Source organism: Bordetella sp. N (assembly GCF_001433395.1).
Taxonomy (GTDB): Bacteria; Pseudomonadota; Gammaproteobacteria; order Burkholderiales; family Burkholderiaceae_B; genus Bordetella_C.
The window spans coordinates 3853331-3875348 of the sequence record NZ_CP013111.1; the positions used below are offsets into that span (position 1 = coordinate 3853331).

General features: G+C 64.5%; 10 protein-coding genes. 2 read left to right on the plus strand and 8 right to left on the minus strand.

Features of this window, described 5'->3' with window-relative positions; genetic code table 11:
• Positions 1-154: 154 nt before the first annotated feature.
• Both ASB57_RS31740 and ASB57_RS16445 read right to left on the minus strand, forming a co-directional pair.
• A complete protein-coding gene (locus ASB57_RS31740) occupies positions 155-283 on the minus strand; it encodes a hypothetical protein (RefSeq protein WP_255361970.1) in 129 nt (42 codons plus the stop codon).
• Entirely contained in the window at positions 280-573 is a 294-nt protein-coding gene (locus ASB57_RS16445) for a hypothetical protein (protein ID WP_057653197.1), read from the minus strand. Before ASB57_RS16445 ends, ASB57_RS31740 begins: the two co-directional genes overlap by 4 nt.
• 255 nt (positions 574-828) lie before the next feature.
• On the opposite strand from ASB57_RS16445, the gene ASB57_RS16450 reads away from it, so the two are divergent.
• Positions 829-1338, plus strand: a complete 510-nt coding sequence (locus tag ASB57_RS16450) for a thioredoxin family protein (protein WP_057653198.1) — start codon at positions 829-831, stop codon at positions 1336-1338.
• Positions 1339-1428: 90 nt separating this feature from the next.
• On the opposite strand, the gene ASB57_RS16455 is transcribed toward ASB57_RS16450, so the two are convergent.
• The 6 genes from ASB57_RS16455 to ASB57_RS16480 all read right to left on the minus strand — a co-directional run bounded on the left by ASB57_RS16455 (position 1429) and on the right by ASB57_RS16480 (position 20899).
• Positions 1429-1773 (minus strand): DUF86 domain-containing protein, encoded by a 345-nt coding sequence (locus ASB57_RS16455; protein WP_057653199.1) that lies wholly within the window; start codon positions 1771-1773, stop codon positions 1429-1431.
• The gene (locus ASB57_RS16460; RefSeq protein WP_057653200.1) at positions 1766-2056 is read right to left on the minus strand and encodes a nucleotidyltransferase family protein; all 291 of its coding nucleotides are present in this window, start codon (positions 2054-2056) and stop codon (positions 1766-1768) included. Before ASB57_RS16460 ends, ASB57_RS16455 begins: the two co-directional genes overlap by 8 nt.
• Before the next feature lie 247 nt (positions 2057-2303).
• Positions 2304-3047 (minus strand): SapC family protein, encoded by a 744-nt coding sequence (locus ASB57_RS16465; RefSeq protein WP_057653201.1) that lies wholly within the window; start codon positions 3045-3047, stop codon positions 2304-2306.
• A gap of 36 nt (positions 3048-3083) precedes the next feature.
• Positions 3084-17807, minus strand: a complete 14724-nt coding sequence (locus tag ASB57_RS16470; RefSeq protein WP_057653202.1) for a filamentous hemagglutinin N-terminal domain-containing protein — start codon at positions 17805-17807, stop codon at positions 3084-3086.
• 21 nt (positions 17808-17828) lie between these two features.
• The gene (locus tag ASB57_RS16475; RefSeq protein ID WP_057656207.1) at positions 17829-19484 is read right to left on the minus strand and encodes a ShlB/FhaC/HecB family hemolysin secretion/activation protein; all 1656 of its coding nucleotides are present in this window, start codon (positions 19482-19484) and stop codon (positions 17829-17831) included.
• A 350-nt stretch (positions 19485-19834) separates the two neighbouring features.
• Entirely contained in the window at positions 19835-20899 is a 1065-nt protein-coding gene (locus tag ASB57_RS16480) for an alpha/beta fold hydrolase (protein WP_057653203.1), read from the minus strand.
• A 343-nt stretch (positions 20900-21242) separates the two neighbouring features.
• Here ASB57_RS16480 and ASB57_RS16485 point away from each other — a divergent pair, with 343 nt between their 5' ends.
• Positions 21243-22007 carry a FadR/GntR family transcriptional regulator gene (locus tag ASB57_RS16485; protein ID WP_057653204.1) on the plus strand — a complete coding sequence of 255 codons (765 nt, stop codon included), beginning with the start codon at positions 21243-21245 and terminating at the stop codon, positions 22005-22007.
• Positions 22008-22018: the final 11 nt, after the last annotated feature.

Genomic DNA, 22018 nt, shown 5'->3' on the forward strand with positions numbered 1-22018 from the left:
TCCGACGCCAATGTAAGGCAAGGGGCCGGACGGGGGAAAGAGGCTTTTGTACGCCTATGTATCAAGCCGGGGCCTGGATACACAAGGCGGCAAAAAGGGGGCTGGCATGGTGCCCACCAGCGCCCAACGCCGCCGCTCCCACACGGCTTCACGCCTATGCGCAATTGTCGCTGTCGCGGCGGCGCGTCTGGGTATTGGCGATCAGCTCGCATTGAACCGGCTTGACGGCTTCGGTCGTCAGGCCGCCGAACAACAGCGCGAGCACGGCAAGCAGGCGTCTCATGACCACACCTCGTAGGTATCGCCACGGGCAGCGCGCGAGGCCGGCGCGCCGCTGCCGCCGCAGGCCAGGTCGAAGGGCAAGGCCCAGGCGTCGACGTCGCTGAGCCAGCGGCCGTCCGTGCCGTGTTGGGCGGCTTCAGTGCCGGGCCGGACAGCGTCCCTGGGGAACGGAGCGGCATCCTTGCGGGCCGGGGTGACGGCGCGGGACGTCCCGGCAGCAGGCCGGACGGAGAGCCGGGCGGACGGGCGAGCGCCGCGGATGCGGGCTTCGGAGAGCATCTGAACTGCCATGGCAAAGCTCCTTGCGGGGTCTGGAATATGGGGTGGAAAGCAACGCTATGGACGCTTTATATCCACCGCCCGCAAGGCTTGTGTACCGCACTGTATCGGCCGCCGAGCCCCGATACACAAGCTTGAAAAAAAGCCCGTTTCCGGCACAGACCGGATACCTCGGACAGTTGAAATAGCGTCAATCCAAAACCACGCCGGCACCCGCCTGGCGCGCCAGGATCACCGCTACATCAACCGATCACCCAGGAGTCCACCATGCTCAAGACCTTGAAGAAACTGGCGCTGGCCACCGTTTTCCTTACCTCCGTTGGCCATGCCGCCGCCATGCCCAACGATCCCGCGCCTGAGTTCACGGGCATCGAAAAATGGATCAACAGTGAACCGTTGAGCATGGAGCAGTTGCGCGGCAAGGTCGTGCTGGTCGACTTCTGGACCTACACCTGCATCAACTGCATCCACACCATTCCCTACGTCAAGGAATGGAACGAGAAGTACAAGGCCAAGGGGCTGGTCGTCGTGGGCGTGCACACGCCTGAATTCCCCTTCGAACGCCTGACCTCCAACGTCCAGATGGCCGTCGAACGCTTCGGCATCACCTACCCGGTCGCCCAGGACAATCGCTATGCCACCTGGAAGGCCTACAACAACCTCTTCTGGCCCGCCTTCTACCTCATCGACAAACAAGGCCGCATCACCTACACCCACTTCGGCGAAGGCCGCTACAAGGAAACCGAGGCGGAAATCCAGCGTCTGCTGGCGCAGTGAATCGGGGGAGAGATGGCATCGCCCCGGTCAATCGGGGGAATTCCTGCAGGCACGGAGAAGGCCCGGCGGTGCCTGCTGCCAGGCTTTTTCCTATGCTCTTAGCGTACGAAGCTGAAGCAATAGCTTAGGAAGCTCGTCCTGGATAATGCTCCAGACGATATCGTTATCGATTCCAAGATAAGCGTGAATCAGGCGATTCCGCGTCGCGATCATCATGCGCCACGGAATATAGGGATGCGCGGCTCGAATCTCATCGGGAATACGAGTCGCTGCCTCGCCTATCAGCTCCAGGTTCCGCAACGTAGCGTCATAGGTCAAGTCGCTCGCCACGAAGCCCGCTTGGTCCAGGCTACGGGTATAGGAGATTGCCTTTTCGGCAAATCCGATCATGTCCTCGACATAGAAACGCCACTCCCGGCGTGGCTCTTCAGACATAGACCTGGTCTTGCTCAATAAATGGCCTGAACCGAGGAAGGAGCGCCTTTTCGGTCACAAGATCGACGTTGCACCCCAGCAAGTCTTCCAAATAGAACTGAACGCCAAAGAAACGTTCGGCAGTCGCAGGGCCAGCAAAGGCCACCAAAACGTCCACATCGCTGTCAGGTCTCGCTGTCCCTCTAGCCGTCGACCCAAACAAAGCCAGACGGGTCACGCCGAAACGGACACCGAGTTCAGGCTTGCTACGAGCCAGAAGTTCAAGGACGCGTTGCTTGTCCATGGGCCGCCTCCCAAGTAAACGGATAACAAACCATAGACTAAGCCCATCTGGCGCGCCCACGGCGTTGCCCATTCTATGACGAAAGCGTGCCTGCCGGCACAGCTACCCGGGACACAACCGTCACTCTGAAATGTACCCCCAGAAGCAAAAGGCCCACGTCCTGGAGGGCGTGGGCCTTTTGTTTGTCGCGCTGGCTGCTATCCAGCAGGACGGCAGCGCGGGCGCGACGGGGTGTGGCGATTGCTGCTTACTTCGCTTCGCCTTCGGCGGCGGGTTGCAGCTGGTTGATCAGCGCGGGCCACGTGTTGATCGACAGCAGGTGGCAGTAGATCAAGGGCAGCCAGCCATGCGCGCGCCAGCGCAGGAAGGTTTCGTCGGGCAGCTTGTTGAACTTGGCTTCGTCCACCACCTTGAAGCCCGACAGGGCCAGGCGTTGGCCGTCAGCCAGCGTGATGTCGGCACGGTTCTCGATCAGCAGATCGGCTTCGGCCAAAGCGGCCGAAAACTCGGTCGTGAACGCATGCTGGTTCTGGTAGTCGCGGCAGAATTCCAGGGCGCTGCGCGCCAGGGCGGTAGGCTCGCCGGCGTCGTCGAAGAAAGGATTGTCACGGCCTTCGACAACCGATTCGGCGGCTTCGTCCACGCACAGCGTGAACTGGCTGCGGTCGGCGTTCTCGGTGAAGATGAAGGGGTAACGGCGAATGTACGCCGGAATGTAGGTCCCTTCACGCCACTTGCCATCGGCGCCGACGAACAGGTTTTCGCCAGCGCGCACGCCCAGCACCGCCACCGGGGCCGGCTGCGGGCCATCGGTGAAGACGATGGGGAAATGACGGCAAGCCGTCGGCAGTTCGGTCGCCACCAGCGGCACCGCATTGGTCTTGGCCGCGTAGGCAAAGCCCTGGGCCGTCGCCAACGACAGGTTGGCATGCAGGCTGGCGTTCAGCGGACGCGGTTGAACATAAAACAGAGGAAGCGAATTCGTAGTCATTTATTGAATATCCGAAAAATCTGAGTTAGGCGCCGTTCAGGGTGCGATATCGACCAGCGACACCTTGAGCACCTGGGGATCGGCGTAGGCGCCAAGCACGTCCGGACCGAAAGCGTTATTCGGTACCGTACCACGGAACAGCGAATCGACGCCCGGCTTGCTCGGCGCGACCCAGCGCGGGGCCGTGGCGGCGGCAAGACGCTGCACGATGTCGTTCGGGCCCCACGGGGTGGCGTTCATGAAGTACGGCGCGCCGACCAGCGGGCTGGTGACAAAGGCTGCCGCCACCGCGCCGCTACGGCCACCGATCGAACCATAGACCTGGGCCGAGCCGGCCGTGGGCACGGCCAGGACACGCACGTTCAGCTTGTGGTTCGGATCGGCATCGTTCAGGCCGATGCTCAGCTTGCCGCCCAGCGGGTTGGCCAGGCTGGGCGAACCCAGGGTCAGGGTCGCCGTGGCTTGCGGGCCATAGAGACCAGGCATCGTGATGTCGCCCTGCGTGGTGATGGCCACGCCCGTACCCTGGATCTGTCCGACCGCGCCCAAGGTGACCGAGTCACGGGCCGACAGACGCGCCGGCAGCAACAGGGTCGCCGCGCCGCTCTGCGTGAAGGTCGTCGCCGCCTGCACGGTGGAACCGGCCGCGAACTTCACCGAACCCGCCGCATCGGTGCCGGCGATCTTGATCGCGCCAGCATCAGCGCTGACATCGCCGCCGAAGGTGAAGCTGCCACCCGTCAGGTCGATGCCGTCCGCGCCCGAGGCCGTCAGCTTGCCGCCGTACGTAGCGGACTGCGCTTGCAGCTGCTGCACGCGACGGGCGCCGACCGCGCCGTTGAACACGATGGTATCGACAGCGTTCAGCGTCAGGTTGCCCACGTTGCTGAAGTCACCCGCGGCGGCGATGTTCTGCGCCGCGTTGATCGCCAGGTTGTTGCCGGCGCCATCCAAGGTGCTGCCGAAGATCACAGAACCCGTATTGCTGATCAGGTTGCGCGCGCCGCTCAGGGCCACGGCACCGCCGTAGGTCTGGTCGCCCACGGTCTGCACCGAACCGGCGTTCATGGCGGTGCTGCCGTCGATGGCCAGGCTGCGCAAAGCGGACGAACCGCCGACGTCACCCGTGATGGCGGCATTGCCGGCGATGTGCAGCGCCTGCGTGCCGGCCTGCGCCGCGTCCACACCTGCCAGCAGTGCCACATTGGCGCCGGTCAAGGTGGTGTCCTTGCTCAGCACAAGGTGCTGGCCATAGCGCTGGTTGCCCGTCGTGTCGACCGAGCCGGCGTCGAGCGCCAGCGTACCGGTCGAACCCGTCGTCAACGAAGCGGCACGGATGGCGCCCACGAAATGCGTAGTGTCGCCCGCGGTGACCGACAGATTGCCGGCCCGCGTGGTCGCGCCGATGGCGCCGTCGAAGGTGACGTCGCCGGCGGCTTGCACCACCAGTCCGCCGCTACCCGCGCCCGCGCCATCCACCGTGCCTGCGAAGACCACATCGCCGGCGCGGCTGGTCAGCGCTTGCGTGCCGACCGTCGTAACCGCCGCGGTGTAGTTCTGGTCGCCCGTGGTCGTGATGCTGCCGTCGTTGAAGACGGTCGTGCCCTTGACCGTCACGGAGCTCAAGGCCTGGTTGGCACCGAGCGTGCCGCCCAAGGTGGCATTGCCGTCGATGGTCAGGGCATGCGCGCCGTCACCGCCGTTCAGCAGGGCCACCTGCGTGCCCTTGAGCACGGTGTCCTGGCTCATGACGACCCGGCTGTCATAGCTCTGTGCGCCTGTCGTGACCACGTCGCCAACCGCCAGCGCGACGGTGCCCTTGCCCAGGGTCGTCACCGACGCCGCACGCACCTTGGCGCCGAAGAGGATGGAGCCCGACGTATCGACCGTCAAGGCGGCGATCGGATCCACATCGCCGCCAACGCCCACGCCATGCGTGAAGTTGACCTTGCCGCCATTCGCCGCGACGCTCAGGTTGTGGTTGCCGCTGACCGATCCGTCGAACAATACGTCGCCGCCTTGCGTGGACAGTTGCTGGTCGCCACGCACCATGAAGATGCCCTCGTAAGTCTGAGAGCCCGTGGTGGCGATGCTGCCCTGATTCAGGATCGTGCCTTCGGTGACAGTCAGGCTGCTCAAGGCCTGCTGCGCGCCAACCGCACCGGTGATGATGCCGCGGCCGCCGATGATCAGCGAATGTGCGCCATCCGCACCGGCATTCAGATGTACTTCGTCACCCGCCAAGATCGTATCGGCGCCCAGCGTGACGCGGCCGTTGTAGTCCTGCTCACCCCAGGTGGTCACCGAACCGCCGTTGATGGCCACGGTGCCCGTGGTGTCGACCGTCAGGGAATCCAGCGTGAGGTTGCTGCCGACAGCGCCGCCGAAGCTGACGTTGCCGCTTTGCGCCGTGATGGTCAAGTCCCCCGGACCGTCGACGGTGCCGCCGAAGGCGACGTTGCCGCCCGTGGTTTTCAAGTCCACGTCGCCGATGAAGACGACATCGCCCTGGTAGGACTGAGCGCCGGTGGTGTTGACCGAATGAAGGTTGAGGCTGGTGGGTCCGGTGACGGTCAGCGCGGCCAGGGCCTTGTCAGCGCCCAGCACGCCGCTAATCAGCGCTTCGCCGTCGATGGTCAAGGATTGACCGCCCGCGGTGCTGCCTTCCGCGCCCTGATTCAGGGTGACGGACGCGCCCTTGAGCGTCACATTGGTGCCCAGCACGGCCAATTCGCCGAAGTACTGGTTGCCGGTGGTGTCGATCAGGCTGCCGTTCAGGGCCAGGGTACCCGGATCATCGGTCGTGACCGAAGCGGCGTACACCTTGTCGTTGAAAACGGTGGCGCCGGCGGTGTTCACCGTCAGGTCGCCCAGGCGGGCGCCCGAGTCGGTCGGAATGGGGACGCTGAACAGCGACACGGCTTCCTGGCCGACGACGCCGTTGAACGTCACGTCCGCCGTGCCGGCGTCGACTTGCAGTCCATACGACGCGCCTTCGTTGCTGACCAGCCTGCCACCGAACCACACCGCGCCGCCAACGGTGCCGTTGTTGGCAACCGTATTCACGGTCACATCGCGAGCCACCATCGCATCGCCGTTGACCGTGAAGGCCGCATCGGTGGTCTGGAAGCTGCCCGCCAGTGCCGTGGTGCCGTTATACGTCTGTTCACGCAACGTCGTAACGTCGGAGATATAGTTGCCCTCACCCGTCACTGTCAGCGAATACAGATTGGCCGCACTGGAAGAAATCGACGCTTTACCGCTGCCAGCGTCCAACGTAAGCGCGGCCATATTGCCGTCGCTCACGGTCTGGATCGAAATATCGCCATTGGCGGCCGCCGTGGACAGGCTGCGGCCGTAGCCGATCGGGTCATTCCCCGTGAGCGCCAAACGGCCGGAGATTTCGATGGATCCGGCGACCAGGTCACCGCCGAGCTTCACGTCATTGCCGTAGTAGCTCTGAGCGCCGCTGGTCGTGACATTGCCGAGGGTGACCGTGCCACCGAAGTCGATGACCGTCAGACTACCCATGTCGGCGGCAACGATGTCCTTGTTGATCGAAACGTCGCCCATGATCGAATGCAGGGTGACATTCCCCCCGTTACCGGCAACCAGATCCTTGTCGCTTTTGATGACCAGATCGCCCCTCGTGGTGATGCTGATGTCGCCGTCGTTGGTGGTCAGGTCGTTCAACGTCAGGGCGTCGCTGCCGGAAAGATACAAACCGCCTGTACCGGTCACCGAGCCGGTGACTTCGCTGACTTCGATCCGCAGCGGCGAGCTGGTGTCGCCGATGCCATCGCGCGCGGTCAGAGTCAGGCCATAAGCCGTCAGACTGTCGCTGTCGCCTAAATTGGCGATCTTGCCTTGCAGGGCCGTCAGGACGATTTGCCCGTCGGTGCTACCGGCGTCGATGGTGCCGATGCCGATATCGCCGCCATCGGCCGTGATGGAGATGGCGCGTTCGGCACCCGTGGCCACCACGGAGACCGCATCTACCTTGCCAGTCGCCGACAGGTCGATATTGCCCGCGGCCTGCACGCTGGTGGCGGTCAGGTCACCATCGTTGGTAACGGTGATGTCGCCGTTGCTGGTGCGCAGGGTGGCATCCAGGTCGCCGGTGTTATCCACCGTCAGGTTCGCCGCGCTGGACGTGTTGGTCAGCTTGGCGTTGATCGTCTCCACTTCCGTGACCAGCTTGGTGTCGCCGCCGGCGGCACCGCTGGTGAACGTCAGGCTGTCAGCGTTGACGTTCAGGGTACGCGGCGTGGCGCCGTCGGCCACGACATCGGTCACGCCCTTCAACGTCGCGTTGCCGGCGACATTCAAGGCAGCCTCGGGCAGGATCAGGGTGCCGTTCGAGGACAACAGCAGGCTCTGCAGGCCGTCGACGATGCCGGAACTCGCGTCCAGGTTGCCCTGGTTGCGGACGCTCAACGTGCCGCCGGTGCCGGGGTCGGTGTTGGTGCCGACCGACAACGAGCTGGCGCTGCGGTTGTCGATGGCGATCACGCCGGCGGCCTGAGTGGTCAGGTCGCCCAGATGGGAGACGTTGGTGATCAGGGCACCACCATTGGTCATGGTCGTGTCGGTGACCGAACCGATATTTCCCCCAGCCGTCGCATTCAGCGTATTGCCGTAGATCAGGGTTCCGCTCGTACCGCTGATGTCGCCGGCCGCCTTCAGCGTCACATCGCCTGCGCCGACGCCTGCCGTGTAGCCGGCGCCGATGTAGATGACCTTCAGGTCACCGCCGGCGTCGATCGAAACGGTGTTGGTGGCGCGCGGGGTGTTCACAATCAGGCGAGTGACGACCGTGTCACCTGCCGTGGTGATGGCGACGGCGCCATCGTTGGTACCGATCTCATGCAGATCGATGCCAGCGGCGCGATTGTCGTCGATATAGATATTGCCGTTGACCGAGGAAGCAGAGAGGGATGACGTCGTCGTCTGCACCGTCTTGGCATCGCCGGGCGCGGCGCCGCCGATGCCTGCGGAACCAAACAAGGAGACCGTGCTGCCTATGATGCGCGTAGCGGCGTTACCGTCATCGATGATGCTGCTGCCGGTGGTATTGAAGAGCAGCTGCACGCTACCCGTTCCGGCATCGATGTTGCCCGCCACCAGGACGCTGGGGGACAGCGACGCGCTCTGGACCACGATGCTGTCGGTTGCCACCGCGTTGGCAACTTGCAGGTTGCCAAGCGCCTCCACGTTGATGTTCTTGCCCGTGGCATAGGAAAGAATGCTTCCATCGCCTGCTTGCAGATAGACAGATCCGTTGGTGCTGTTGGCTTCGATACGCGGGCTGGTCACGGCGATGACAGCCGTGCCGGCGCCGCCGACGTCGCCACTCGCATCCAGCGTCACCCGGTAGGCCGACACCACGGTGCCGGTGCCGACGATAGACCCGTTTTGCGCGGTAAGCGAAATGCCCGAATTTTTCGAGCCGGCGGTGACGACGCCAAGGCTGATATTGCCCGACTCAGCGGTGACGTTGATGTCATTACCCGCGGCGTCCGTGCTGGAGGTCAGGTTGGTCAGCTTGATCGCGCCGGCCGACGTGATGTTCGTCGAGCCGTTGGTCACTGTGGTGGTCAGGCCGCCGGTCAGCGAATCCAGAATGGCCAGATTGAGCGAACCAGACCCGGTCACCGTCGCCGACACGGTCTTCGAGGCCGCGGCCAATTCCAACGCAGCGGAGTCCGAGCCAATGCCATCGGCCGCCGTGAGGCTGATCGCCCCCGTTCCGGATGTGCTGATCGAGCCGCCGTTGGCCAGGATGCTGCCACCGCTGGCCCACAGCGTCAGGTTCGCGTTGCTGCCGTTCTTAACCTGGCCGACCAGGATGTCGCCACCGCTGGTCACGACCGACAGAGCGCCACCGGCGTTGACGTTTTCCAGATTGATCGTGCCGTTCTGCTGAATCGAGGTGCTGCCACCGGACGTGGACGTCAGGTTGGTGACCTGCAAATTCAGCGCCTGCCCCGTCGAACCGATCGTGCTGCCGGCGCTGCTGTTCGCGGTCAGGGTCAAATCCCCCGCCTTGATAAGCGAGCCGCTGGACGTAGCCGTGATACTGGCGGAACCAGTCGCGCCATTGCCGGCGGTCAGCGCCGCGGCCCCGGAGCCCACGTCGATCGTACCGACGCTGATGCTCCCACGCGTCGTATAGCTGAAATCCAGGCCAGTCGTATCCACGACGTTGGTCAGCGTGCTAGTGCCGCTGTCCGCCGCGCTGAACGTCAGGCCGCTGGCCGTCAAGGACATCGTGCCCGAACTGCCACCCGTGTTATCCGGCGTGCGATTGATCGTCAGGCGATCCAGATCGGCGCTGTCGGCAACATAGAAGCTGCCGGAGTTATTGATCGTCAGATCCTTGGTATCGACGTTCACGCCCGTCGTGCCGGACCCAATCGACGCGCCGGACGTCGACGTCGTCAACGTAACGCTGGCCCCAGCCACATTGTTCGCACCATCGGCACCGAGGATATTGCCGCGCTGGGCGGTCAAGGTCACGTCGCCGTTGGTGGTCGAAACGTTACCCACCGTCAGATCATAGCTACCCGTGCCCCCACCGCCGGAAGCCAGCGTGATGTCACCGGTACCGACCACATCGGTCGCCTTCAGCCCGTAATCGGCGGTCAGCGCGATGCTGCCGTCCGCGCCATTCGCATCAGTGGCGTGCAAGGTCACGTCGACCGGCACGATATACGCACCGGACGCCTGCAGCTTGATCGCGCTGACGTTGCCGATGGACCCCGCCGCCGTCAGGCTGACAGCGCTGGCGTCGTTGATGGTGCCGCTCAGGATGGAACCGCCCTGGTTGTCCACCGTCAGGCCGTGGCCGTACAGCTCGATGGAACCCAGGGAAATGTCACCAACCAGGTTGGTCAGCGAGCTGTCGCCGCGCGCGGAGAAGCTGGTGACGGTAGCGCCGGCGTTCAGGCCCACCGACACGCCGCCGTCGCGCGAGTAGGCGCTGAGCGTGTTGACATTGGTTTCGATGGCGTTGCCGATGGCGCCGACGGACGTATCGCCCGACAGCGTCAAGCCGGCCGCGTCGATCCTGGTGGTCGAGCTGCCGTCGCCGGTCAGCGCGCTGTTCAGCGCCGAGAGGCTGACGTCATCCAGGCCCACGTTGATCGTGCCGACCTGGATGCCGCGGGTGCTGGACAGGCTCAGGTCGACGCCGGCCGTGTCGGTGACGTTGTTCACCACCATCTTCGAGCCGTCGTCCGTGACGTTGAACGTCACCGCGCTGCCGTCGCGGGACGCCCAGTCCACCGAATAGGTGCGCGCGGATGCGCCCGTGGCGTAGATGCTCAAGGCATCCAGGTGCTTGCTGTCGGAGACGTAGAGGTCGCCCGTGTTCTGCACATTCAGCTGCGGCGTCGACAGGGTCAGCTTGTTCCCGTTGGCACCGATATTGCCGTTCGTGCCGAAGGTCCACAGGGAAACGTCGCCCGCGTTGATGTTCACGCCGCCATTCGCGTTACCGGCCGTGATGTTGCCGGCCGTGCTCAGGTTGACGGAGCCGGTGGGCAACACGTCGATGCTGCCAACTTCCTGGCTGCGTTGCGACTTGAACGAGAAATTCAGGCCGGTATTGTCGGCCACATTGCCAAGAATGTACTTGCTGCCGTCGTCCGTGACGGTGAATGTCAGTTCCGGCGCGACGATGCTGTAGATCGTGGGCGTCGCGCTGACCGCGGTGCTGATGATCGACAGCGACGACAGGTCCACATCGTTCGCTACGTAGATGTCCCCACCGGAGGTCAGGCCCAGGTCGCGGGTATTCGTGGCGATCGAGCTGCCCGCATCGCCGATGGTGGAGCCCGCCAGCAGGTCGATCTGCCCGGCGGTGATGTGGGAATCCGCGTCGATGTTGTGGATAGCCAGACCGGACAAGGTGACCGACTGCGCGGGCCCCGTATCGAGGTTGCCGACAGACAGCGCCCGATCGCCCGTGAAGGTGAAGCTCAGGCCCGACACGTCCGTGACGTTGGTCAGCACATAGTTGCTGCCCGTATCCGTCACCCGGAAGTCCAGGCCCTTGGCCGTGACCTGCAACACGTTGCTGCCCAGGTTGGCGGCGTGCGTGTCCGACAGGTTCAGGCTGAACAGGTCGGACGTGTTGTCCAGCACCAGGTTGCCGCCGCTGCTTGCGCTCAGCTGGCGGGTGTCGGTCAGGATGGCATTGCCAACGGCGCCGACGGAGCCATTTATCGCGGTCAGCGACAGGATGGGCGTCACATAGCGGCCGGTACCGTCCTGCAGGATGTCGCCATTGGTGGCGACCACATTCCCCCACGAACCCGCGCTGTTGTCGCGCAGGGTCAGGGTCTTGTTGTTGGACACCCACAGGGTCTGGTCCACGTCTGACGACAGCGTGTTCACGCTGACGTACAGGGCCTCTCCCGGATTGGCGTTGTATTTTCCCTGCACGGACTGCGCATTCAGCGTCAGGTCGCCCGTGATGATGTCCTGCACCCCGTCGACCGCAAGGTGCGTGCCGTAGATGATGCCCGTGCTGGTCAGCGCGACCGAGCCGGTGCCGGCCGTTTCCACGTGACCCAAGGTCAGGGCGCGGTCGGTGGACACGCTCAGGTCCAGGCCGTTGGTCGCCGTGATGTTGGCCGTCATGCCGTAGACGGAGTTCGGGCCGTTGTCGGTCAGGCCGAACGACAGGCCGGCCGACGTGATGTTGTAGGAATTGACCTGGCCGTTGATGGTGCCATCGTGCAACGCCGTCAAGGACAACGAGTCCAGTGTGCCGCTGTTGGACACGGCAACCGAGCCGGACGTCGCCAGTTCGAGGTTGCTGGTGGCGGTCTGGATCACACCACCGTTGCCGATGTTGCCGCCCTTGCCCGTGGCAGTCAGGCTGACGGACTTGCTGGTCAGCGTACCGGTGCCGCCGACGTAGCCGTTCAGGCCCGCGGCCGCGTCGCCCAGCGCCGTCAGCGAGATGGAGCCCTGGCCGGCGCCGGTGCTGACCGCCCCGACGGAAATGCTGCCCAGCGAAATAACGGAGAAATCCGTGCCCGTCAGCGTGCCAGCCATGGACAGCGTGCTGCCGCCGTATCCCATGGTCAGGCTGTTGCCCGAGCCCAGGCCACCGAAGGTGTACGTGGGGTAGACGACGGTACTACCGACCTTGCGGTCGGAGAAGTCCAGCGTCAGGCTGTCCAGCGTCCGGCCACCGTTATTGATGTTGATCCCGCCGTTGGTGGCGATGCTCAGATCGCTGGTAGACACCTGCAGCGCACTGCCGCCGTTGACGCCGATAAAGGCGGCGCCGTTCTGGCCGATGACCGTCAACGTCAGCTTGTTAGCGACGATGGAGCCGGTCGACTGAACGATCGTCGAGTCCATATTGGCGGCGGCATCCACTTCCAGCGATATGGAATCGTTGGCGGCCAGCGCGTTGGTGCGCAGCCCCTTCTTGGCGGACAGGCTGAAATCGTTCAGCACGCCAGCGCCGTCGATGGTCATCAACGACAGGTAGGTGCCGAAATCGTGAATCTTGTAGGTCTGGCTGTCTGCCGTAACGGCCAGATCGCGCTCCACCGTGCTCGTGCTGGTGTTGATGATGGACAGGCCGGTCAAGGCCGTGTCGCTGTCCACGTACATATCGCCCGCGCCGCTGAGCGTGAGCTTGCTGGTGCCGATCAGCGAGATCGGATGGAACACCGTCTGCGGATCTCCATTCTCGTCCTCGACCACGCTGGTAGAACCAATGGAGCCGGAGCCCGCGGACAACGCCACCGTGGACGCGGTGATCGATCCCGGCGTTTCTTCGTCGTCATTGACGATATTGCCGTTGGTGCTCAAGCGCACCGTGCCGGCCGCGCCAGCGTCGATGGTGCCCACGCGTATCGACTTGTTATAGCCCGTGAAGCCGAAATCGATGGTGTTACTGGTGGCGATATCGCTCAGGTAATACGCGCCGTTGTCTTCCGTCAGCGCGAAGTTCGTCAGGTTGGGACCCGAGATATCGTACAAACTCACCACGCCGCTGGTGCGCGTGATATCGAGGCGATCGAAATCCTCGGTGTTGTGGATGGCGATCTGGCCGCCGTTCGTCAAGGAAACATCGGCCGCCGCCAAGGTAAGCGTTTCACCGATGGAACCGATCGCGCCGTTCGCGGTCAAGGCCACCACGGGAGCCGTGATCGCCGTGGCCGAATCACCGTCGTCGAGGATGGAGCCGGACGTATTCGTCAGGCTGACCTGCGTGACGCCCGTGACCGTACCGACGATCGTATCGCCGGCGGCTTGCTGATACTGCACCTGCTTGCCCGCCGTCACGGAGGCCAGCGTGATGTCGCCGGCCGTGCCGATCGCCTGCAGATAGACATCGCCGCCAGTGGCATTCGCGGTGATCGTCACCGGCGCGCTGCCGTTGAACAGAATGCTGCGACGGCCCTGCTCCGCGGTCTGGTAAGTCTCGACGGGAACGTCGGCGCCGCCGATCGAACCGGCGGCTGTCAACGTGACGTTGTTGCCGAACGCCGTGATCATCCCGTAGCCATTGCTGTTCAGGATGGAGCCATTCTGGGCCGTCAACGTCACATTGCCATTCGGGCTGTAGACGGTGCTGCTCAGCGCCAGGTCGCCCTGCACGGCGTCGATCACGACGTTGCCGTTGTAGGCGTAGATGCCGCCAAGCGTGATGGTGCCGGTGAAGTTGGTGGAGCCGGTCGGGCTGGGCAGCTGGATGTAGACGCCACCCGCGCTGGCCTGCGCGCTGAGCGTACGGGCCAGGATGTCCAGATGGTCGTCGCCTTCGGCGCCGATGGCGCCCTGCGCCAGCAGGCTCACCCCGTCTGCGACCAGGACGGTGCTCTTGTCACCGTCGTCCTTGATGGAACCCGTTTTCGAGGTCAGGCTGACATACCCGCTCGACGTGGTGTTCACCGAACCGACCGTGATGTCGCGATCGCTGACGAACGTGAAGTTCAAGCCGCTGGTGTCGCTGACATCGGCCAGGGTGTGGCCGGAGGTGCTGTCCAGCACCTTGAACAACAGGCTGGGCGCCTGGACCTGCAGGTCGTACACGTCGCTGCTGTTATTGTGCAGCGCCGTCACGGACAGCGTGTTCAGGTCCGAGATGCTGCCCACATAAAGGTTACCCCGCGTGGTTGCCGTCAGCGAACTGGTGTTCGTATCGATCGCGTCATCGGCGGTGCCGATGTAGCCGTTGTTCGCCACCAGGGTCAGGTAGTAGGCGGTGACGCGCGTTTCGGCATCGCCGTCGTCGGTGATGTTGCCGCGCGACGCCGTGAAGGACGCCGTGGTGCCGACCCGGATATTGCCCAGGACCATGCCCTGATCGCCGCTGAACAGGAAGGAGTTCAGCGGGGCGCTGTAAACGTCGTTGAAATGGTAGACGCTGCCGTCGTCCGTCACATTGAACGACAGGTAGGGCGACGTGATCTCCAGGACGTTATACGTTCCGGGGCTTTGGTGAGTGTTGGTGATGTTCAGCGACGTCAGCGTCTTGCCGCTGTTGTCGAGATAGATGTCCTGACCGCTGGTCAGCGTCAGCGCGCTGGTGCTGGTGTTGATGTGAGCATCATCGGCGCCGAGGGTGCCCTGGGCGGCGTTCAGCTCGATGCTGGTCCCGGATAGCAGGTTGGCCGGCACCGCGGCCAGGATATCGCCACCCGCCTTGATGGACAGGCGGCCCAGACCGGCGTCGACCTGGTTGACGGTCACGCCCGCGGCGGCCTGGACGGAGATGTCCTGGTAGGCCTTCAAGCTGTCCAGCTTCAGCGCGCCGCTGACCTGGTTGAGGTAGATGGAGCCGGCGGTCGCGGTCAGTTCACCCGCCGCCGTGCGCAGGGCGCTCTGGGAGGTACCGATGGTGTAGGTCGGCGCGGAGCCATTGCTCGGATTGGCGGCAACGGGTGCGTACAGATACACCTGGGCCGCAGTGATCAGCGAGGTATTGTTGTTGTCCTTGTTGGCGATGATGCCGTCGCTGGTCAGCGTGACGCTGCCGGCGCCGGCATTGATATTGCCGTTCAGCAGGACGGCCTGGCCCTTCAGGCTGATCGCGCCGCCGCCCGAACTGACGTTATTGGCCAACAGCTCGCCCGCGCCGGTGATGGTGATGTTGCCGCTCTGGCTTGAGACATTGCCTGCGGTCAGCGAGGTGGCGCTGGACACGACATCCAGCTTGTCGCCCACCGCCGCATTGACGGTAGAAGCCGTGGTTTGCAGGGCGCGCGTGGCGCCTGCGCTGATCCCGCTCAAAGACAGCGTCGTGGTCCGAATCAGCGTATCGGCGCTGGCGTCGATGTTGCCGGTCGTGGACGTCAGGGCCGTGTTCGCGCCGGCGTTGAAGGCGCCGCCCAGGTAGAGCGCGCCGCCCGACAGCACCGACACATTACCCGTGGCATTGATATTGCCCAGGTTGGTCGCACCGCTGTTGCTGAGGTTGATGCCGCCGGCCAGGGCCGTGGCGGTCAGGTTGCCGGCCGCGGACGTCAGGGCTTGCGAGGCGGAACCAATGGCGGTCGCGGCCTGCAACGTCAGGTTGCCGGCGGTGATCAAGGTGCCGGCGTTGCCGGTGATGCTGCCGGTGGTCGACGTCAGCGCCACGGCGCCGCTGCCGGTAGTGACCGTGCCGACGGCGATCGAACGATCGCCGGTGAACGACAGGTTCAGGCCAGCCTGCGTGATGTTGTTCAGGCCATAGCTGGCGCCATCGGTGACATCGAATGTCAGGCCCGACGAGGTCAAGCCATAGGTGTTGGTCTTGCCGGCCTGGGCGTGGCGGCTGTTGATCGCCAGCGACGACAGCGTCCCCGCGTTGGCGACGACCATGTCGCCACCCGTGGAAATCGCCAGGACGCTGGTGGCCGTGTTCAAGGCGGCGCCAGGCGCGCCCACGTTGGCGGCTTCCGCATCCAGCTTCACCGACCCGCCGGCCACTATCTGGGCCGCGCCGCCGGTGTTATAGATCGAACCCGCGGTGCTGGCGATGCTGACCGCGCCGTTGCCCGCGTTGAGGGCATTGGCCAGGTTGATGTTGCCGGAGGCCTGCAGGGTGATGTTGCCGCCTTGGGTGACCAGGCTGCCGATGTTGTCCAGCGAGCTGCCCACACCCAGGGCTTGCAGGTAGATGTTGCCGCCCTGCGTGGTGATCACGGTGTTCGAATCGACGAAGCGGATGCCGCCCGAGGTCGTCGATTGCAGGGTGAAGGTCGAACCAGCCTGCGTCTGCAGGTTGATCTCGGGCATCGCATCGATGGTGATCTGCCCGGTCGCGCTCAAGGTGATGTTGCTGTTGGCGGCCTGCGCTTCCAGCCACCCGCGCGAAACGGCATTGCCCGTATTGCTCGATGCGATGTCGCTGGTGATCTCGATGGTCTCGGGATCGATCAGCAGCGTACCGATCTGGCCCTTGGCCGCGCGCAGATCAGCGGTACCCGTCAGGCTGATGTTCTTCTCGGCCGACACTTCGGCGAAACCACCGTCGCCGCCGTTGACACCCCCGCGGGCCGAAATGGTGCCCGCGAAAGTCGTATTGTCGGTCGACCACAGGGTGACGTTGCCGCCCTTGCCCTTGTCCAGCGCGTCCGCCTTCAGCGTGGCGCCCGCGGCCACCGTGACGGTGGCCGACTTGTTGCTGTACGCAGCCGAACCGTCGTCAGGCGTCACGCCCTGGCTGCCCAGGGCGATCTCGCCGCCCCCAACCGCGCCCGACGCATCGATCACGGCGCCGCTGGCCACCTTGACGTTCTGGCCGGTCACCACGACCTTGCCGCCCTGCTCGCCGGCGTTGGCGCCGCTGACGTCCAGCGTCCCGGCCACGTTCACCGAGCCGGCGTCGCCGCCGGACAGCACGATCTTGCCGTTCCTGGTGCCCACCGACTTGGCGCTGACGATGCCATCGGTATTGATGACGTTGTCGACCACGTCCTTGACCGCGCGCGCGGTCATCAACACGGTGCCGCCGTCTGCGCGGATCACGCCGGTGTTGCTGACCAGCGCGCCCACCGCCTTGCCGTTCGCATCCTTGGGCGCGTTCGAGACCACCGACGTGGCGTCGAAGCTGAGCAGCCCGTCACCCTGGAAGTCGACCGTGAACGTGCGCGCGCCGGCCAGGGCAACCTTGCCCAGCTTGGCTTCGATGACACCCGAGTTCTGCACCGCGGGCGCGACCAGCGCGGCCAGGCCGCTGTCCTTGATGCTGATCTGGCCTTCGTTGATCACCATGGCGTTGAGCTTGCTCGACGCCTGATCGAACTTGTAGCGGCCCGCCATGAAATCGTCGTCGCGGATATTGGCCGTCGTGGCCACCAGGCCGCCCACGTCCACTCGCGCGCTCTTGCCGAACACCACCCCGTTGGGGTTGACCAGCATCACCGTGCCATTGGCGTTGAGCTTGCCGAAGATGGCCGACGGGTCGTTGCCGACCACGCGGTTCAGGGTCACGCTCTTGCTGCCGGGCTGGACGAAATTGACCGTCTCGTTGGCGCCGATGCTGAAGCCCTGCCAGTTGATGATGGCCTTGCCGCTGCTTTGGTTGATGTTTACGGTGCCATTGCCGGCGTTATTGATCGAGGCCGAGCCGGCCACCACGTTGCCGCCGGTGGGGTTGGCCTGGGCACCGCCGGAAACCACGGAGCCGATGACCACGGCCAAGGTGGTCAGCGCCGGCATGGAGCCTTGCCGCTTCAGGGGCGGGCGGCGCACGGGCAGGACGATGTTGCGTTGAGCGTAGGAACGGGAAAGGCGCTTCATGATCGGTATCGTCTCTGCTGCTTAGTACTGGGCCGAAATGCTGAAGAAAATTCGGGGATTCTTGTTGCCCTGAGTCAGGACGTCGTCGCTGAGCGGCTTGGCCACTTCGAGGGTGGCGTAGACGGTCTTGGTCAGGTTGGCGCGCATACCCGCGCCAAACGAGGCCAGCTTGCTGCGCGTGATGTCGGCGCTGGCCGAACGCGACCAGATGCGGCCGCCGTCGACGAAGGTGTAGACGTGCGCGCCGTGGGGCAGGAAGTTGGCCGAGGAGATCGCGTAGCGCAGTTCCAGGGAGCCGGCCATGCCGCTGTCGGCCGACACTTCGCCGTCGTCGTAGCCGCGCGCGAAGTTGGGGCCGCCCAGCGCGAACTCTTCGCTGGCGAGCAAGGGGCTGGCGCTGTACTGGCCGGCGAACGTCGCCACCAGGCTGACGCGGTCGGTGAACTGCTGCAGGCGCGTCAGTTCAGCGGTGGCCTTGAAGAAGTCGGGCTTGCCGTTCTCGCGCGAAGCCAGCGCCGAGCCTTCCTTGCTGGCGCCCATGGTGTTCAGGCCCTGGTGCAGGGTGCCGCGCACGGCGGTGATGCCGTTCCACGTATCGGTGCGGTCGTAGCTCAAGCCCAGGCGCAGCACGCGCAGGCGGTCGCTGGTGAACGGCACGCCCGTGATGTCGGTGCTGACGTTACGCGCTTCGAACAGGCCGACGGCGCGCAGGTTTTCCAGGCGCGAACGGATGATGGGGTACGTCGCCGTGGCGGCATAGGACTGCACGTCGCTGGCCACGTTGAGCTGGGCCAGCTCGCGGCCGGGTTCGCTCTTCGCGTAGTTGGCCTGCAGGCCGAAGGTCATGCCGGTGTCGGTGACCAGCATGTCGTAGGCGCCGCCCACGGACTTGCTGCGATAGGCCGGGAAGCCGACGCTGCCGTACAGCGTGGCATGATCGGCGCGCTCGCCGAAGGAATTCAGGCTGATCTGGGTGGTGGCTTCGCTCCAACCCAGGTAAGGCGAGGTCCGGTTGTCCATACCGACGCGGGCGTCGACCGCCTTGCGCTCACTGTGCACCACCAGCACCGAACCGCCCGTCACCTTGGGCGATGCCTCCAGCGAGGCCCGCACCGTCATGCCGGCCAGGTCATTGGCCAGCAGCAGCTGGCGCTCGACGTCGGCCACATTGATCGGACGCATGCCGCGCAGGCGCCGCACCAGCTTCTCCACCGCCGCCTTGGCGGGACCCACGTCACCGTCATAGACGACGTCGGAAATGAAGCCTTCCACCACCACGATGCGGAAGTGGCCGTTATCGATGGTCTGCTCGGGCACGATCACGCGGGTGGTGACGTAGCCTTCGTTGCGGTAGCGCAGCTCGATGTCGTTGGCGACCTTGAACGCATCGGCAACCGTGATCGTCTTACCCAGCAGGCCCTGGTACAGCGGGCGCAGTTCGTCGGCGCGATAACGCGTCACGCCTTCGATCTGCATGTCCGTCAGGGTGAAGTTGAGCTTGTCCGCCCCGGCCGGAGCCTGGGACGCAGTGCCTTGCTGCACGGTGACCGCGGGCATGCCGGGCGAACTCTGCGGCATGACCGGCTGCGGCAATTGCCGCCCCGGCTCGGCCCCGGAGGGCAACTGCGCCGGCAGGCTCTGCGCCGCCAGCGGACCGGCGGCCATGGTGAGGGCCATGGCGATGCCGATCCGCGCGGTCGCGCGAGCAGTCAGACGGGAAAGGGGCAGAAACGAGGGCGAGGACGATACGTAGCGGTGCGACATAAATGACGGCGGCGACTTTACATTTTGAATAACTCTCCGTCATTTGACACATATCCAGTTACTTCGTAAACATCATTTCCCAAGAATTCACAGTTCCTTGCTGCTCATCACTAAGCATTCCCCAGGGCGGTTTGGTCTAAATCGCCAATTAGGACCAGGAATCGCCTGTTTATCCTGGAATCATGTTCAGGCTATGTTGTTTGTCCACCACGTCCCTAAAGGCTAAAAATCACTTGAATTTCCGATAGTTGCGTTTTATTGCACTACAGTTTGACCACCTGGAGCACGGCGTCCGCGAAGGCCTTGGGTGCTTCTTGCGGCAAGTTGTGACCAACGCCTCCGGTCAGGTCGCGATGCTGATACTTGCTGGTGAACTGTTTGGCATAGGCGGCGGGCGCCGGATGGGCGGCGCCGTTGGCGTCGCCCTCCATGGTGATGGCCGGAATCACGATCTTGGGCGCGGCGGCGAGGCGACGCTCGTAGTCGTCGTACTTGGCCTCCCCTTGGGCCAGGCCCAGGCGCCAGCGGTAGTTGTGGATCACCACCGCCACGTGGTCGGGATTGGCGAAGGATTGCGCGGACCGCTCGTAGGTGGCGTCGTCGAACTGCCATTGCGGCGAAGCCTGGCGCCAGATCAGCTTGTTGAAGTCATGCACGTTGGCCGCATAGCCTTGCGCGCCGCGTTCGGTGGCGAAGTAGAACTGGTACCACCACTGCAATTCGGCGGCGGGCGGCAAGGGCTTGGCATTGGCCTGCTGGCTGCCGATCAGATAGCCGCTGACCGATACCAGGCCATGGAAACGCTCTGGCCACAGGGCTGCCAGGATGTCGGCCGTGCGCGCGCCCCAGTCGAAACCCGCGATGACGGCCTTCTCGATTTTCAAGGCATCCATCAACGCAAGAATGTCCAGGGCGACCACGGCCTGCTGCCCGTTGCGTGGCGTTTCGGCCGCCAGGAAGCGCGTCGAGCCATACCCGCGCAGATACGGCACGATGACGCGGTAGCCTGCGGCCGTCAGCAGAGGGGCGACGTCGACGAAGCTGTGGATGTCATAAGGCCAGCCGTGCAGCAGGATCGCCACCGGGCCATGGGCGGGGCCGACGTCCGCGTAGCCGATGTTCAAGGTGCCCGCATCGATCTGGCGGATGGGGCTGCCGAAAGACGTGGCGCCGCCTGCCCGTGCCGACGCGGCCTGGCCACCCGCGCCTTGCGGGGTTCCTTGCGCGCGGGCGGTGCTGCCCAGACCCAGGTCCAGCAGTCCGAGGGCGGCCAGGGCCGAGGTCGAGCCGAGCAGACGGCGGCGCTGGGGATTCACGAGGTTCGACATGATGCATGCTCCAAAGCAGATTTGAGTGGGGCGCCTGGATCGGTCCGGCGCTGGGCGCTGACTGAACAATCTGGCGTTGGAGACGTTTTAACGAAGCGCGCGCACCGCTTGGTGTGCCTGTGTGTCCGCCCTGGCACGTCATACAGTGCGATACAAAACTCCCGGTATGCGGCGCCCGTGACGCCCCATGTCCGCCCTGTTCCTAGGGAACACCCCTTACGAACTTTCCCTAGTAGGCGTCCGCAGGTCTATACGATTATCGTATTTACGACAGCGACGGACGGCCGACTGCAAGCGCCCATCGCCCCAGGCTTCATGGACGCTTTCAGAACGATTCCGCCCCATGCCGACATTGCCGTCCCGCTCCTTGCTGAAGAAAGACCCGGCCGCTCCAGTCCAGTCAGAGCCCAATCTGACCGATCGGATCGCGGAAATGCTGCTGGAAGAAATCACCAGCGGCGACTACAGCATCGGCGAAGTCCTGCCTCCCGAACAAGCCATCGCCACCCGGCTCGGTGTGTCCCGCACCGTGCTGCGCGAAGCAGTCTCCCGCCTGAAAGTCCAAGGGGTCGTGCAAAGCAAGCAGGGGCGTGGCCTGACGGTCATGCAGACCGCCCGCCCGTCGGTGCTGCGCATGCAGGCCGCGGACCTGGGCGACGCGGACCAGGTACTGCGCATCGTCGAACTGCGCCGCGGCTTTGAAATCGAGGCCGCCGCCCTGGCCGCGCAAAGACGCGACGACCAGGACCTGGCCGCCATGCGCCTGGCCTTGCGCAATATGGGCAAGGCCATCGCATCCGGCGACGTGGCCGAAGGCGTCAACGCCGATATGGAATTCCATCGCTGCGTCGCCCGTGCGACCCGCAACGAACACTATCTGAATTTCTTCGACTTCCTGGCGGTGCTGCTCAAGACCAATCTGCGCGTGTCGCGCTCGCGCTCGGCCAAGATCGCCGGCCGCGGCGCCCATGCCCAGAAAGAGCACGAGGCGCTGTTCGCCGCCATCGAAAAGCGTGACGCGGAGCTGGCGCGACAGCAAGCCCGCATGCACGTCGACAACACCGAATCAAGATTGCGTACAGCGGTGGCCACCGCGGACAAACCATGACCTGGTGAAGT

Excerpts from the sequence above, each read along its gene's own strand:
- ASB57_RS31740 (WP_255361970.1), bottom strand. The coding sequence starts at position 283 with ATGAGACGCCTGCTTGCCGTGCTCGCGCTGTTGTTCGGCGGCCTGACG.
- ASB57_RS16445 (WP_057653197.1), bottom strand. The coding sequence starts at position 573 with ATGGCAGTTCAGATGCTCTCCGAAGCCCGCATCCGCGGCGCTCGCCCG.
- ASB57_RS16450 (WP_057653198.1), top strand. The coding sequence starts at position 829 with ATGCTCAAGACCTTGAAGAAACTGGCGCTGGCCACCGTTTTCCTTACC.
- ASB57_RS16455 (WP_057653199.1), bottom strand. The coding sequence starts at position 1,773 with ATGTCTGAAGAGCCACGCCGGGAGTGGCGTTTCTATGTCGAGGACATG.
- ASB57_RS16460 (WP_057653200.1), bottom strand. The coding sequence starts at position 2,056 with ATGGACAAGCAACGCGTCCTTGAACTTCTGGCTCGTAGCAAGCCTGAA.
- ASB57_RS16465 (WP_057653201.1), bottom strand. The coding sequence starts at position 3,047 with ATGACTACGAATTCGCTTCCTCTGTTTTATGTTCAACCGCGTCCGCTG.
- ASB57_RS16470 (WP_057653202.1), bottom strand. The coding sequence starts at position 17,807 with ATGAAGCGCCTTTCCCGTTCCTACGCTCAACGCAACATCGTCCTGCCC.
- ASB57_RS16475 (WP_057656207.1), bottom strand. The coding sequence starts at position 19,484 with ATGGCCCTCACCATGGCCGCCGGTCCGCTGGCGGCGCAGAGCCTGCCG.
- ASB57_RS16480 (WP_057653203.1), bottom strand. The coding sequence starts at position 20,899 with ATGTCGAACCTCGTGAATCCCCAGCGCCGCCGTCTGCTCGGCTCGACC.
- ASB57_RS16485 (WP_057653204.1), top strand. The coding sequence starts at position 21,243 with ATGCCGACATTGCCGTCCCGCTCCTTGCTGAAGAAAGACCCGGCCGCT.